The organism is Nocardioides marinus, from assembly GCF_013408145.1.
GTDB classification, from domain to species: domain Bacteria; phylum Actinomycetota; class Actinomycetes; order Propionibacteriales; family Nocardioidaceae; genus Nocardioides; species Nocardioides marinus.
On record NZ_JACBZI010000001.1, the window covers coordinates 3,654,665 to 3,668,158 of the forward strand.

Genomic DNA, 13,494 nt, shown 5'->3' on the forward strand with positions numbered 1-13,494 from the left:
ACGCGTGAGCATCGCTGCGCTGGACCCCGACCCCGACACGACCGGTCTCCCGCTCGAGATCGCCGTCGACGAGGTCTTCGGGTTCACCGTCTCAGCGCGGTGCCGGGTCTCGGCCGCCCCCATCGACTTCCGTCGCCGGCAGGGAGCCCTGGTGCAGCGGCTGCGCTCGCTCACCCCCGCGACGGTGGTGGCTCCCGAGAGCTACGACGACCAGCCCACCGACGACCGGACGGAGCCGGGGGTCCAGCTGAGGACCTGGTCGGACCGGTCGGTCGGCGTGACCCGGTACCCGGTCGGCCTCGTCCGCTTCGTCGTGCCCTGTGAGGAGGAGCGCTCGGGATGGTCGCTGGGCCACCGGGTGGTGACCTTCTACCGGGACGGCACCGCGGTGGTGCGCGCCTCCTGGACCCGTAGCGCCGGGGCCCCCGAGGACGTGGCGGGGCTCGTGCGCGACCTCGGCACCCGCCAGGTGTCCTCGGACCGCGCGACGCTCCTGGTGGCCGAGCTCGACGACCTGCTCCTGCGGGCGATGCGGGAGGAGTCCCTGGACTGCACCTCCCTGGGGACCGTGGCCGTCGTCGGGCGGCACCGTCTCGTCCGCGTGGGCGCGCACCCGACACCGGCCCTCATCGAGTCGGCCCGCTCCGAGGTCGCCATCGTGGGCAGCCACGAGGACTTCACCGACCTCAGCGCCCGCGACGACCTCTTCCTGCACGCGGGGAACGGCATCTCCCTGGAGATCGGCCCCGACGCGATCGACCAGCCCTCTCGCCTCATGGGGGCGCTGACGGAGTACGAGCACTGGATCAGCGTCGCGTGCCGCTCCGACGACGAGCTGGCCGAGGAGTTCAGGACGTTGTCCCTGCTCACCGCGCCGTCCGAGGGCCCCGTCGGCACCACCTGGGAGCGGGCCCAGCTCGCCGTCTTCGACCACCAGGACGTCCTGAACGCCATGAGCCCCGAGCACGTGGCCGTGTGGCGCGGCTACCTCAACACCTGGCGGCTCGCCGACCTCGAGGACGAGATCCGCCTCAAGCTCGACGCGGTCCGGGACAGGGACCGGGAGCTGCGGGAGTCGCTGGCCAACCAGATCGCCACCCGCACCGAGCAGACCATCACCTTCCTGACGACGCTGACGCTGGTCAGCATCGTCACCGGCGTCGCGACCTACCTCATCAACGAGCCCCGGCCCGGCCCGTGGTGGCGCGCCGCGCTGGTGCTGCTCACGGTGGTCGCCGCCACCGCGATCTACCAGCGCAGCCACTACCCCGGGCGGGTGCGCGCCGCCGTCGAGCAGCTGCTGCGGCGGCGGACCGGGCGCGGCTGACCTGCTCGGGCGCCGCGCTCCGGCACCGACCACCTGTTCGGGCCCAGCTGCACCTGTCAGGATCGCAGCGTGGACGTCCTCGCCTCCCTCCTCCTCGCCCTCGGCTGCGTCACCGCCTCCATGACCCTGGCGGCCCTCCGCGCCCGCCAGCTCGGTGTCGTCGCGGTGGTCGACGTCGCATGGGGCCTCGGCTTCGTGGTCGTCGCGCTCGCCACCACGCTGCTCGGCGCCGCCCTCGGCACCGCCGAATGGCGCGCCTGGCTGGTCCTGGCCCTCGTGGCCGTGTGGGGCGGACGCCTCGGCTGGCACGTGCGCTCGCGCGCCGTCGGCGAGCACGGGGGCAAGGAGGACCCGCGCTACGAGGAGATGCTCGGAGGCCCGCTCCCCGAGGTGGGCATGGCCGCCGCGGTGCGCCGGGTGTTCCTCGTGCAGGGCGTGGCCCAGTGGTTCGTCGCGGTGCCGCTCGCCGTCGGCGCGGTGCTCACCGTCGAGTGGGCCTGGGTCGTGTGGCTCGGGGTCGCGGTGTGGGCGCTCGGCCTGTTCTTCGAGTCCGTCGGGGACCGGCAGCTGGCGGCGTACAAGTCCCGCCCGCGCGAGGAGCGCCCGCCGGTGATGGACCAGGGGCTGTGGGCCTGGACGCGTCACCCCAACTACTTCGGCGACGCCTGCGTGTGGTGGGGCCTGTGGCTGGCCGCCGGCCTCGCCTCCGGCTGGCTGCCGGGCCTGCTGACCGTGGCGTGCCCGGTGGCGATGACGGTCTTCCTGCGCAACGTCACCGGCGCCAAGCTGCTCGAGCGCACCATGTCGCAGCGCCCCGGCTGGGACGAGTACGCCGCCCGGGTCCCGCTGTTCTTCCCCCGGCCGCCGCGATCCGCGTGAGGATGACCGGGTGAAGGAGATCTCCCGACGCTGCCTGGTCTGCATCCTCCCGGCCGGGGCCGCAGCGGCTCCCCTGCTCGCGGCCGCTCCGGCCCACGCGAAGGGCAAGAAGATCATCAAGGCCCGCAAGGTGAAGAAGGGCAAGGTGGTCGCCAAGCGCGGCGTGGTCGTCACCCAGCCGAAGAAGGGCGCCTTCCGGGTCTTCTCCGCCACCTGCACCCACCAGGGCTGCCGGGTCAGCTCGGTGGACCGCAAGGAGATCGGCTGCGCCTGCCACGGCAGCCGGTTCTCGTCGAAGAACGGGTTCGTCCTCGCCGGGCCGGCGACCAAGGACCTGCCGCCGGTCGACTTCGTGATCGAGGACGGCGTCCTCTACCTCGCGTGAGAGCGGGACCGCGGCAGCCGGAACGGGGTCACTCGAGACCCTGATCCGCGAGCCACGCGGGGTCCGGGTCGACCGGCTGCACCAGCTCGACGACGAGGCCCGCCGGACCCTCGAGCTGGACACGCCGCTGCCCCCAGGGCTCGCTGCGCGGCGCCATCAGGACCTCGACGCCACCCGCGACGCACCGCGCGTGCTGGGCGTCCACGTCGTCGACGACCAGGGCGAGCATCGCCCCGACGACCGTCTCGGTCGGGTGCGGCCAGGTGCCGTGGTCGTGCGCCACGAAGTCCAGCCGCAGGACCGGGTCGGCAGGATGAGCGGTGCTGACGTACCAGCCGAGGTCGACGAGGACCTCGAAGCCGAGCCAGCGGGCGACCCAACGGCCGGCGTCGCTGGGACGGGGATGCGCGTAGGCGCTGGCGATCTGGGTGACGTGCACGGGGGTACCTCCGGGTCCGAGAGGGGCCACCGTGGCACCCCGCGCTCGCGACGCGCAACGGGATTGCGGCCGGTGCGCCTGATGAGGCGCCAGGGCGTACGTCGTCGCGAGGACGAGCACGCCGCCGAGGCGTCGGGGTGCCGCGCCTCACCCGCAGGTACCTGTGCCGCGCGCCCCGGACGTGGCTCACTGGTGACATGACCTCCACCAGCTCCAGCAAGGCCGTCCGCGCCGTCAGCCTCGCCACCGCCGGCTACGCCGTCTACTCCCTCGTCAAGCCCGAGCACCTGCGCCGTGCGCTGGGCTCCGACGACGAGATGTGGGACACCGTCGCCCGGGTCTTCGGGGTCCGCGACCTCGCCGTGAGCGCGGTGGGCGTCCTCGGCTCGCCGACCGCCGCCCGCGCGGCCCTCACCATCCGCACCGCCCTCGACCTCGGCGACGCCGCCCTGCTCGGGCTCACCCTCGACGGGGACGCCCGCACCAAGGCCGTCGGCGCGGCCGGGGGCTGGGGCCTGCTCAACCTCGCGGTGCTCGGCCGCTCGCGCTGACTCGTCCAGCGCGGTGCGGCCCCGCCGCGGTCAGGCGGGGGCGGACCCCTCCTCGCCCTCCTGCTGCTTGCGCCGCTGCTCGGCCTGGTAGCGGGCCCGCTGCTCCTCCGCACGCGCTCGTACGTCGCGCAGGAACGCCTCGTCCTTGCTCGGGTCGCCCGGGGACATCCGCCCGGGGCGGTCGTACTCCGGGAAGGCGCTCGGCGGCGGGGTCGGCCGGGGTCGGCCGGCCAGGAACCACGCGATCGAGCCCAGGAGCGGGAAGAGCAGGATCATCACGATCCACGCCCACTTGGGCAGGTTGCGCGGCTGGGTGGTGCCGATCGCGTCGATGAGGCAGAACACCGCGAACGCGAAGGACAGGACCCCGAGGAACAGCTGCACCTTGACCACGCAGGAAGTCTCCTGCCCGCGGCCTGAGTTGTCACGCGCACGCGCGACCGGGGCCGCCACCTGACGGTGACGGCCCCGGCGCGAGGGTCCAGCGGCGTACGTGCTCGGCTCAGCCGAGTCGCAGCACCACCTTCTCCGAGACGCTGCGGGTGGCGGCGTCGTCACCCAGGCGCACCGCCTTGAGGGCGTGGCGGCCGGTGCCGAGCCTCAGGGTGACCTTGAGGGTCCCGTCGTCCTCGGCGGTGACCTCGAGGACCTCCACGGTCCGGCCCTTGTCCTTGACCTTCACGGTGCCGGTGCCCGGCTCGCCGGCCACGTCGACGGAGACCGTGACCACGGCCTTGCGCTTGTTCTTCGCCGTCGCGCTCAGGCTGGTGCTGGACTCCGCGAGCGGCTGCTCGACCTCGACCGGCTCGCCCTCGGGCCCGGCCCACAGCAGGGCCTGGGCGGCCTGGCTCAGCCCGCCCTTGGGGTGGGTGCGGAAGAAGACCGAGGTCCCGAAGACCAGCGCCTTCGCACCGGTCTCCTCGTCGACCGACGACACGACCGAGGCGAGCCCGGCGGCCCCGTCGGGGCCGTTGGTCTCGCTGGTGGCTCGCCAGTGGCCGGCCAGGAACGGGTCGACGGCGTCGTAGGTCTGCTCGGTGCTGACGCCCTCGCCGAGGTCGGTGAAGGCGTAGGCCGGGTAGATGAACGCGCTGTCCTGGGCGAACGGCTCGAGCACCGACCCCTCGGGGGTGTCGACCGCGACGATGCCGTTGCCCGAGCGGTTGCCGCTCACCACGGTGCCGGACATCAGCCCGAAGGACACCGCGGCGTCGAAGGCGCTGTTGGTCCGGCCCAGCAGGGCCCCACCCTCGGCGAGGAAGGACTCGACCGCGGCGCGGGCCGCCGAGTCCGCGGCCGGCTCGAACCGGGAGGCGATCCACAGCACGTCGACGTCGTCGAGCAGGCTCGGGTCTGCCTCGAGGGAGGACGTGGAGAGCTGCACGAGGTCGTCGAAGCCGAGGTCGGTCAGCGACAGGTTGTCGTCCTGGCTGCCGACGTACCCGATGGTGAGGTCGGTCAGCGACTTGGTCGTCTCGTCGGCGACCGCCGCGACGTCCTCGCCCGTGGCGGGCTCGAGGTCGACGCCGAACTCCGCCGCGGCGGCACTCGCCGCCGAGTAGTCGTCGGCGCCGATGACGACCGAGCCGTCCTCGAGCAGCGCGACCGGCACCGAGTCCTCGAGCAGGGCGTTGAGCGCCCGGTGGTCGTCGAGCCCGGCGACGTCGAAGGTCGTCGGTCCGGCCGGCGCCGCGCTCGCGGCGCTCGGCGCGGTGACCGGGGTGGTCGAGCCCAGCGACGCGTCGGTCACCGAGCCGACCTTGTCCACCGTGGCACCCCACAGGTAGGAGTAGCTCCACGCGGAGACGTCGTACATCGACGGCACCTTGTCGGAGATGTCGTCGCCGAGGTCGAGGAGCACGTTGGCCAGGCCGCGCAGCGGCTGGTGCATGTCGACGACGTAGGAGCCGGCGGGGTACGTCGTGCCGCCGACGGTCGCCGGGGCGTCGAGCGTGCCGACCTCGATGTCGTGCAGCAGCAGCTGCTCCACGAGGGAGCGGGCGTCGCTGGCCGAGCGCTGGTCCTCGCCGACCGGGATGACGTAGGCGCGCGGAAGGTCCACCGCCTCCTGGTCGTCCGCGACGTCCCACAGCTCCTTCCACGAGTCGGGGCCCTCCACCGCGGCGACGTCGGCCTCGGTCAGGGCTGTCTTCGGCTCGCCGGCCGCGCCGCGGCGGAACACCTCGATCTGGCCCGCGATCATGTCGCGGGCGTTGGTGGTGTCGTTGATGTACTCCACGATCGACGTCATCGTCTGGTACGCCACGGCGGTGTTGACCTCGGCGCGCTCCGGGCTCTGACGACCGCCGCCGGCACCGCGGGTCAGCGGCAGCTCGACGGTCGAGGTGATGGCGCCGTAGAACGCGGCGTACTGCGCGGTGAAGATCGGCGGGAAGTCGTCCCAGCCCGACGGGGTGTCGCGGTAGGGGATCTTGATGTGCGCGTCGGCCTCGGAGCCGATCTCGTCGACGATGGCCCCGGTCTCGATGTTTCGGTAGGTGTTGCCCGGGATCGCGGCGGCGACGACGTCCTCCTCGATCTTGAGCGCCATCTCGTAGTTGTGCGGGAGGTAGAGGTCGTACTCGTAGTTCGAGCCGTGCGGCGGGCCGCAGGGCTCGACCTGCAGGACCCGCGTGTAGCCGTGGAAGTCGGCCGCGTAGACCGCCTGCAGCGCCTGGGCGGTGCGGATGTAGGACTGCGTCTCCGGCGTGCGGTTGGTGATCAGGTCGCGGTTGGGGTCCAGGCCCAGCGAGGTGGCGCGGGTGGCGTTGGTGCGACCGTCGGGGTTGAGGCTGAGGGAGAAGTAGAGGCGGTTGTTGCGCAGCGTGCTGCCGACCTCGGAGAGCGGTGCCGTGGCGAGGTGCTCGATGAGCTCCATCGCCGCGTCGGTGCCCTCCCACTCGTTGCCGTGGATGTTGTTGGAGATCCAGATCGGCGTCTTGTACTGCGCGAGCAGCTCGGCGTCCTGGGCCGCGGCAGCGGGGTCGCTCTTGATCTTCTCCCGCCACGCGGTCTGGCGCGCGGTGTCCTCGGCACGCTCGGGCGCGGTGACCGTGACCAGGTAGAGGTCACGTCCCTCGGTCGACTGGCCGACGACCTGGGTGCTCACCCGGTCGCTGGAGTCCATCAGCGCCATCAGCCGCGGCGCGAGGTCGGGGTGGGTGAGCAGGCCGGGGGTGTCAGCGGCGTCGTCGGGGTTGTCCCGGTAGAGCCGCAGCTGCGGCTGGTAGGGGTAGGACTCCGGCATCTCCAGCACGTCGCCGGAGGCGACCGAGCGCGCCGCGGCGGACCGCGGGGACAGCAGCTCGGCGGTCCGCAGGGGGTCGACGCTGGAGACGGTTCCCTTGCCGCGCCCGGAGTCGGCAGCGGCGCCGGCCGGTGCGGAGGCCGGGTCGGCCACCGCCGTACCGGTGAAGGTGAGGACGGAGGTCGCTGCCACCGCGAGACTGGCAAGTCCCGCCATCGTCCGTGTTGATCGCACGTCTTCTCGTTTCTCTCGCTCGTGACCGCACTGTCTTGCGCGGTGGCGCCACTCTGACGGAAAGACGTTCTTTCGGACAGCGTTGAAACGTACAATTAATACATCGTCTCAGGCGATGGGCGGCGCGGTCCCCCGATGCCCCGCGGGGTGTATGTCGCCGGCCGGGGCGCGCGGGGCGACCCGTGGCCTGCGATGCTGGCGGCGTGAGCAACCCTCTTACCGATGGGCCGGAGCGCGAGGGCTACGAGCTGACCCGCCTGGCCAGTGCCGACAACTTCCGCGACGTGGCCGGTCCCGGGTACCCGACGTACGACGGCGGCCGGCTGCGCACCGGCGTGCTGTTCCGCTCCAACGAGCTGCAGCTCTCCGACACCGACGCGGGCTCGCTGGCCGGGCTCGGCATCCGCGACGTGCTGGACCTGCGCGACCACCAGGAGGTCGAGGCGCACCCCGACGTCCCCGTGCCCGGCGCGACCTGGACCCACGTGCGGGTGCCCGGTATCCCGATGGACGACGTCGCGACCCTCACCTCACGCGAGGCGGGCCTGGCCACGATGAAGCGGGTCTACCGCATCTTCGTCGAGGACGACGGTGCGCGCGGCGCGTTCGGGGAGCTGCTCACCCGGCTCGCGCACGCCGAGCACCCGCAGCTCTTCCACTGCACCGCCGGCAAGGACCGCACCGGCTGGGCCAGCGCGCTGCTGCTGCGCGTCGCCGGCGTCCCCGAGGCGACGGTGATGGAGGACTACCTGCTCACCAACCGCTTCGACGGCACCCGCTCGAAGTACCTCTCCATGGTCCGCGAGCACCTCGGCGAGGACAAGGTCGCGGTCTACGAGACGGTGATGGTCGCCGACGCGGCGTACCTCGCCGAGGGCGACGCGGCCGTCGCTGAGCACTTCGGGGACATCACCGGCTACCTGCGAGACGGCCTCGACCTGGGCGACGACGTCCTCACGGGGCTGCGGCGGCGGCTGCTGGCCTGACGCCCGGGGTCATTCGGGGTGTCCGGATCGGGTACTCCGCAGGAAATCGCACCCTCAGCGCGCGCTGAGGGTGCGATCGAACGCGGAGTACCCCGCCTGGATCAGTCCCGCGACCAGACGTACGGCGTCGTGGTCGTGATCGGGAGCAACCCGCTGCGCTCGAGGATCGGGCGCGACATGGGGGTGCAGTCGCTGTGCAGGTAGACCACCCCGAGGCCGATCGCCGCGCGGGCGCGGGCGGCGACGAGGGCCCGGTAGATCCCGCGGCCGCGCCAGTCGGAGTGGGTGCCGCCGCCCCAGAGCCCGGCGAACTCGGTGCCGGGCACGACGTCGAGGCGTCCGGCGCTCACCACCTGGCCATCGACCGTCTCGGCGATCCACAGCCCCGTGCGCTCCGGCTCCTCGGCGTACCCGGTCAGCCGCTCCTCCAGCTCCCGCGGCGCGTGCCCGAACACCTCGGCCTGCAGCAGCCCCGCACGCGTCACGTCCTCGCGCAGGTCGCCGCCCTCACCGGCACGGCGCACGACGACGCCGTCAGGCAGGTCGACCGGGCGGTCCAGGAGGTCGGCGCGGCCGACCATGACGGTCTCCTCCTCGTCGGCGACGAAGCCGTGCCGGCTCAGCAGGCCGGGCAGGTCGGGGCGGTCGTGGCCGCGGGTCTTCCACTCGATCTCGGTCACCGGGGTCTCGTCACGGAACCACGCGAGGCTCTCGGTGACGAGCCCCTCCAGGGCCGCACTGCTGAGGTCGGCCAGGTCGCGGTGGGACACGAACCCCGAGTCGCCCCACCGCGCCCGCACCAGCGGCCCGTGCCGGTGCCACTCGGTCGCGTCGGCGACCTCGGCCTCCAGCCGCAGCTGCGCGTCGTACGCCGCCAACAGCGCCTGTGCGTCGTGCACGGCCGTCAGCAGGCGGTGCCGCGGTCGACCGAGAGCACCGCACCCGTGACGGAGGCGGCGGCGTCGGAGGCGAGGAAGGCGACGGCGTCGGCGATGTCGCGGGGCGGCATGAAGCCGTAGCGCGCGCCGGCTGTCTCCATCAGCAGGCCCCAGTCCAGCTCGGTGTCGGGGTGCTCGGCGGCCGCGTTGGTGGGCAGGTCGGTCTGCACCCCGCCGGGGCAGATGGTGTTGACGCGGATGCCGTCGGCGGCCAGCTCGAGCGCCAGCGACTTCATCAGCATGACGACGCCGGCCTTCGAGGCGCAGTACGCCGCTTGGTAGGGCTGCGCCCGCAGCCCGGCGATCGAGGAGATCGTGACGACGTTGCCGCGACTCTCGCGCAGGTGCGGCAGCGCCGCGTGGGTCACCAGCATCGGGCCGGTCAGGTTCACCCCGAGGTGCTGCTGCCAGGTGGCGACGTCGAGGTCCTCGAAGCGGCGGAACCGGTCGATGCCGGCGACGTTGACGACGACGTCGATGCCACCCATCCGCGCAGCGGCCTCGGCGACGGCGGCTCGCACCGACGCCTCGTCGCTGACGTCGCAGGCCAGCACACCGTCTCCGGCGGCCAGGTCGAGCCCCACCACCGTGGCGCCCTCCTCCTCGAGCAGCTCCACGGTGGAGCGGCCCACGCCTCCGGCGGCGCCCGTCACGATCGCGCGGCGCCCCTCGAACCGACCTGTCATCAGCTGTTCTCCTCGGTGGGGGGCCGGGTGCGGCCCGTGGTGGTGTCCGTGGTGGTGTCGGGCGCCTTGTCCCGCGTGCTGCCTAGTGCCGTGTCCGGCGCCGTGTCCGGCGCCTTCTCGGTCGTGGCGCGCGGCCGGCTGCGCCGGTCGGCGCTCGGGGGGTCGGCCGCGTCCGAGACGTCGGAGGTGCGGAGGGCTGTCGTCGGCGGCTGCTGTCGCAGCTCCTTGAGCTCCGGCGGCGAGGGGATCTGGTCGGGGACGTGGTCGGCGAAGTGCACGTCGATGACCTCGTTGACCTTGTGGCGCTGCGAGCGCACGTAGTAGGTGTAGGCGCGCTTGTCGGCCGGGGTGAGGTCCACGCGATCGGTGAACAGCGTGAGCAGGGCGCGGGGGTAGAGCCGGCGGGCGAGGACGACGTTGATCTCCATCGCGAGCACCCCCATGAAGGCCGCGATGTAGATGACGCCGATCAGCCCGAGCACCAGCGCGAAGGTGCCGTCCATGCCCTCGGTCTCGCTGAGCACCGCGGTGACGTAGAGCGTGCCGAGGAACTGCAGCCCCTGGAACATCAGGGCCAGCGCGAACGCACCCGGCGCGGCCTGGCCGAAGCGCAGCCGGCGCGCGGCGGCGAGGCGGAAGAGGTAGGTCAGGACCAGCCCGATGACGACCACCGAGCCGATCCGGATGCTCCAGCGCAGGTTGCCGCCGGTGCCGAAGGTGTCTGTTTCCGACGCGATCGCGGAGGCGACCGACATGGCGAGGACGGCCATCCCCGCCGACACCAGGAGGACCAGGCTCTTCAGGCGCAGGACGATCGGGTTGGGACGGGAGTTGCGCGGCACCGACCAGGCGATGTTCTGGGCGTTCTGCAGGGCCTGGCCCAAGCCCAGCGAGCCGTAGAGCGCGGTTGCGGCACCGACGATGACCGCGGTGCGCGACCCGGTGAGGCCCTCGGGGCGGCCGAGCTCGTCACCGATGATGGGGAACTGCCCGAGCGCGGAGGTCAGCACCGCGTCCTGCAACGCGGCGTCGCCCTGGAGCAGGAACCCGAGGATCGAGGTCGCCAGCAGCAGCAGCGGGAAGATCGCGATGAAGCCGTAGTAGGTGATGATCGCGGCGAGGTAGGGCCCCTGGTCGTCGACGTACTTGTAGAAGACCGCGATGGGCACCGACAGCGTGGGGTGGCGACGCTGGAAGGCGTCGAGTCCCTTCGAGATCCGTCCCACGGGGGTCGACGCTATCGCTAGGGACCCCGCTCAGCGCTCAGCACACCGGCTGGCGGAGGATCGTGCGCAGCCTCGACGGCTCCACCCGGCGCGCGTCGCTGAGGTAGATCTCATGGTGCCGGCCGGTCAGCGAGAGACCGCGGGCGGGGACCTCGACGTCGTGCAGCTCGGCCAGCAGCGGACCCTCGTCGTCGTAGGAGCCGACGTGCAGGCGCTGCAGGCACCGACCCTCGTCGAGGGTCTCGAGCCGCAGCCGCTCCAACAGCTCTGCGGGCACCTTCGCGGCCGCCCTCTCGCGTGCGGCGTCGACCAGGTCGGCGGGGACCCAGTCCGGGACCAGGATCATCGCGGTCCAGTGCCAGGCCGACTTGTCCCGCCGGGTCGTGAAGGCGCTCATGTCCTCGGCCCACCACAGCGCCTCCAGCGGCGGCACCACGTAGTCGCGCCCCAGCTGCTGCTTGCTGGCGAACTTGGTGGCGTAGGCGACGGGGTAGAGCACCGCTAGGGCGTCCGCGTACGCCGCGGTGTTGGGGTCGCCGTGCCCGTCGATCATCAGGTAGCGCATCGGCGGCACCACCAGGTCGCGCCAGGCGCCGCGGGTGACGCGGTAGGAGTCGAGCTCCTTCTTGGGGTCGACCTTCATCGCGCCGCGCTCACGGTGTCGCCGGGCCGATGTAGCAGAGCATCGGCCCGTCCTCGGCGCGCTCGACGTTGACGAAGCCGAGCCGCTCGTAGAACCGTCGCGCCCCGGTGTCGACCGAGTCGACGTTGATCTGGATCTCCTCGCAGTCGCGCGCGGACAGCTCGGCGCGCATCGCGGCGACCAGCGCCGTGCCGGTCCCGCCACCGCGGCGGTCGGGTCGGACGTAGAGCTCGTCAAGGACCGCGACCGACCCGTCGGCGTACACGCTGGGGCGGAGGGTGACCAGCGCGAAGCCGTACGCCGTCGGCCCGCCCGGCCCGTCCTCCTCGGCCACCAGCGCGAGCCCGGCCGGACCCCCGATGAGTCGCGCGAACCGCGCCGCGACCTGCGCCACCGGGTCGGTCGGGGTGTCGAACTCGGCGTTGAAGTCCCGCAGCAGGCCGGCCAGCACCTCGGCGTCCCGCTCCACCGCCACGCGCACCCGTGACCCGTCGGTGGGCACGTCCTCGCTCATGTGCCCATCCTGCTGCGAGGTCCGACCCGGCACCAGCGCCGATCGCCCCACGGGTGCACGAGCAGCGCCGAGGGCGGCGCAGCCCGGTGGTCGAGCAGCGAGGAGCGCCAGCGACGAGCGGGCGTCGAGACCACACGCCGCAGCCCTGGTGGTCGAGCAGCGAGGAGCGCCAGCAACGAGCGTCGTCGAGACCCGGTGAGACGACAAGCAACCTCCACCCACGCCGATCTACGTCCGTAGCCGACCCGCCCGCTTGGGGTCGTGGACCATCGCATGGTGCGCCGAGCAGTAGAGCCGCACGTCCTTCACGCTGGTCGAGCCACCTTGTGCCCACGGCACGACGTGATGGACGTGGCACCTGCTCGGCGGGGCGTCACAGCCACCGACGACGCAGGTCTTGTCGCGCTGCGCGATCGCAAGCCGCTGGGCCCTGTTGTGGAACCTGCGCCGCCGCCCGACGTCGAGGACCTCCGACGTGCCACCGAGCACCATCGGGATCACCCCCGCCTCACACGCCAACCGGCGTGCCGTGCTGGCGGAGATGACCTCACCGGTGTCCAGGGCCGCGGCCGCGAGGCCGTCCATCAGCGAGTCGATGGTCATCGTGACCACGACCGTGGCCCCGACCCCACCCACGGTCGGTAGGTCCTTGGCGTCGATCCGCTCCAGCAGCTCGGTGAACGCCGCGCCGGCAGCCACGGGCGTGGGCCGGGTCTGGCGGACCTCGGCGGGGTCCTGCCTCGCCCACGTCAGCGCCTGGATCGCCTTCGCCAGCATCGCACCGTGCAACGTGGGGATGGAGAACCGTCCGTGCACCATCCCATGCCCGTCGGAGGCGAACGTCAGCCGCGTCTGCTCTGCCGCGCGACGCTCCTCGTCCTCCAGCAGCTTCGCCTCGTGCGCCTCACCGACCTCGGGTGCGACCACGGTCAGCACGTGGCGGCCCAGTACGCGCAGGTGCTTGGCGTCGAACCCGTCGGCGCAGTCCACCAGGTGCTTCTCCGCCTGCTCGACCACGACCGGGTCCAAATCCTCTGGGCCGTCGGTCTCCAAGTCACCCAGGGCGCGGGCAATGGCATGGGCCTGCTCGGTGTTCACCCGCCCCTCCGTCAACGCCTCGGCCAGCGCGGTGAACCTGCTCAGCGCGACGGCGAGCTTCACGTCCCGGTGTGCCGTCGCCCGCGTCCTGTTGGTGGCATCGGCCCACCAGGTCGCGGTCGTGGTCGCGCCGTTGGTCTCCTCCACCCGCACCTGCGTCGCGTGCGCCAGCACCGTCGCGGTCAACGCATCGAGCCGCGAGGCGACCAGCGCCAGCCCGCGCAGCAGGTTCGCGGTCGCGGCCTGATCCAGCCCGATCAACGACGCAGGGTGACCCTCATCGAGCGCAGCGTCGATCGTCTCGACCACCTCGTCGAGAGGGTGCTGCTGCCCGAGAACCG

The 13,494-nt window shown here is 72.5% G+C and carries 14 protein-coding genes; 5 read left to right on the forward strand and 9 right to left on the reverse strand.

Going from position 1 to position 13,494, the window contains the following annotated elements; genetic code table 11:
* The first annotated feature begins 4 nt into the window (after window positions 1-4).
* The 3 genes from BKA05_RS17185 (at window position 5) to BKA05_RS17195 (ending at window position 2,591) form a co-directional block, all read left to right on the forward strand.
* Window positions 5-1,327 carry a hypothetical protein gene (locus BKA05_RS17185; protein ID WP_179532517.1) on the forward strand — a complete coding sequence of 441 codons (1,323 nt, stop codon included), beginning with the start codon at window positions 5-7 and terminating at the stop codon, window positions 1,325-1,327.
* Window positions 1,328-1,396: 69 nt separating this feature from the next.
* Entirely contained in the window at window positions 1,397-2,206 is an 810-nt protein-coding gene (locus BKA05_RS17190; protein WP_343045730.1) for a DUF1295 domain-containing protein, read from the forward strand.
* A 10-nt stretch (window positions 2,207-2,216) separates the two neighbouring features.
* The gene (locus BKA05_RS17195) at window positions 2,217-2,591 is read left to right on the forward strand and encodes a Rieske 2Fe-2S domain-containing protein (protein WP_179532518.1); all 375 of its coding nucleotides are present in this window, start codon (window positions 2,217-2,219) and stop codon (window positions 2,589-2,591) included.
* 28 nt (window positions 2,592-2,619) lie between these two features.
* Here BKA05_RS17195 and BKA05_RS17200 read toward each other — a convergent pair whose 3' ends face one another.
* The gene (locus BKA05_RS17200; RefSeq protein ID WP_179532519.1) at window positions 2,620-3,030 is read right to left on the reverse strand and encodes a VOC family protein; all 411 of its coding nucleotides are present in this window, start codon (window positions 3,028-3,030) and stop codon (window positions 2,620-2,622) included.
* 197 nt (window positions 3,031-3,227) lie between these two features.
* Here BKA05_RS17200 and BKA05_RS17205 point away from each other — a divergent pair, with 197 nt between their 5' ends.
* The gene (locus BKA05_RS17205; RefSeq protein ID WP_179532520.1) at window positions 3,228-3,581 is read left to right on the forward strand and encodes a hypothetical protein; all 354 of its coding nucleotides are present in this window, start codon (window positions 3,228-3,230) and stop codon (window positions 3,579-3,581) included.
* A 30-nt stretch (window positions 3,582-3,611) separates the two neighbouring features.
* Here the strand turns inward: BKA05_RS17205 and BKA05_RS17210 are convergent, their stop codons facing one another.
* Together BKA05_RS17210 and BKA05_RS17215 are read right to left on the reverse strand one after the other, a co-directional pair.
* Complete coding sequence (locus tag BKA05_RS17210; RefSeq protein ID WP_343045731.1) at window positions 3,612-3,974, reverse strand: PLD nuclease N-terminal domain-containing protein; 363 nt, start codon at window positions 3,972-3,974, stop codon at window positions 3,612-3,614.
* Between the two features lie 109 nt (window positions 3,975-4,083).
* Entirely contained in the window at window positions 4,084-7,020 is a 2,937-nt protein-coding gene (locus BKA05_RS17215; RefSeq protein WP_218842440.1) for a M14 family zinc carboxypeptidase, read from the reverse strand.
* Between the two features lie 245 nt (window positions 7,021-7,265).
* On the opposite strand from BKA05_RS17215, the gene BKA05_RS17220 reads away from it, so the two are divergent.
* Window positions 7,266-8,048: a tyrosine-protein phosphatase gene (locus BKA05_RS17220; RefSeq protein ID WP_179532522.1), complete on the forward strand. Its 783-nt coding sequence runs from the start codon at window positions 7,266-7,268 to the stop codon at window positions 8,046-8,048.
* Between the two features lie 101 nt (window positions 8,049-8,149).
* On the opposite strand, the gene BKA05_RS17225 is transcribed toward BKA05_RS17220, so the two are convergent.
* The 6 genes from BKA05_RS17225 to BKA05_RS17250 all read right to left on the reverse strand — a co-directional run bounded on the left by BKA05_RS17225 (window position 8,150) and on the right by BKA05_RS17250 (window position 13,414).
* A complete protein-coding gene (locus BKA05_RS17225; protein ID WP_179532523.1) occupies window positions 8,150-8,947 on the reverse strand; it encodes a GNAT family N-acetyltransferase in 798 nt (265 codons plus the stop codon).
* 5 nt (window positions 8,948-8,952) lie between these two features.
* The gene (locus BKA05_RS17230) at window positions 8,953-9,672 is read right to left on the reverse strand and encodes an SDR family NAD(P)-dependent oxidoreductase (RefSeq protein ID WP_179532524.1); all 720 of its coding nucleotides are present in this window, start codon (window positions 9,670-9,672) and stop codon (window positions 8,953-8,955) included.
* On the reverse strand, window positions 9,672-10,898 hold the full coding sequence (locus BKA05_RS17235; RefSeq protein ID WP_179532525.1) for a YhjD/YihY/BrkB family envelope integrity protein: 1,227 nt from the start codon (window positions 10,896-10,898) through the stop codon (window positions 9,672-9,674). The genes BKA05_RS17230 and BKA05_RS17235 overlap by 1 nt, the downstream gene beginning before the upstream one ends.
* A 37-nt stretch (window positions 10,899-10,935) precedes the next feature.
* Window positions 10,936-11,541 (reverse strand): GyrI-like domain-containing protein, encoded by a 606-nt coding sequence (locus BKA05_RS17240; RefSeq protein WP_179532526.1) that lies wholly within the window; start codon window positions 11,539-11,541, stop codon window positions 10,936-10,938.
* A 10-nt stretch (window positions 11,542-11,551) separates the two neighbouring features.
* Complete coding sequence (locus tag BKA05_RS17245; RefSeq protein WP_179532527.1) at window positions 11,552-12,055, reverse strand: GNAT family N-acetyltransferase; 504 nt, start codon at window positions 12,053-12,055, stop codon at window positions 11,552-11,554.
* Between the two features lie 228 nt (window positions 12,056-12,283).
* Window positions 12,284-13,414, reverse strand: coding sequence for an HNH endonuclease signature motif containing protein (locus BKA05_RS17250; RefSeq protein WP_179532528.1), 1,131 nt, complete (start codon window positions 13,412-13,414; stop codon window positions 12,284-12,286).
* Window positions 13,415-13,494: the final 80 nt, after the last annotated feature.

Bases quoted from the DNA above. Each gene is read 5' to 3' on its own strand.
- BKA05_RS17230 (WP_179532524.1), bottom strand. From the start codon at position 9,672: ATGACAGGTCGGTTCGAGGGGCGCCGCGCGATCGTGACGGGCGCCGCC.
- BKA05_RS17245 (WP_179532527.1), bottom strand. From the start codon at position 12,055: ATGAGCGAGGACGTGCCCACCGACGGGTCACGGGTGCGCGTGGCGGTG.
- BKA05_RS17240 (WP_179532526.1), bottom strand. From the start codon at position 11,541: ATGAAGGTCGACCCCAAGAAGGAGCTCGACTCCTACCGCGTCACCCGC.
- BKA05_RS17205 (WP_179532520.1), top strand. From the start codon at position 3,228: ATGACCTCCACCAGCTCCAGCAAGGCCGTCCGCGCCGTCAGCCTCGCC.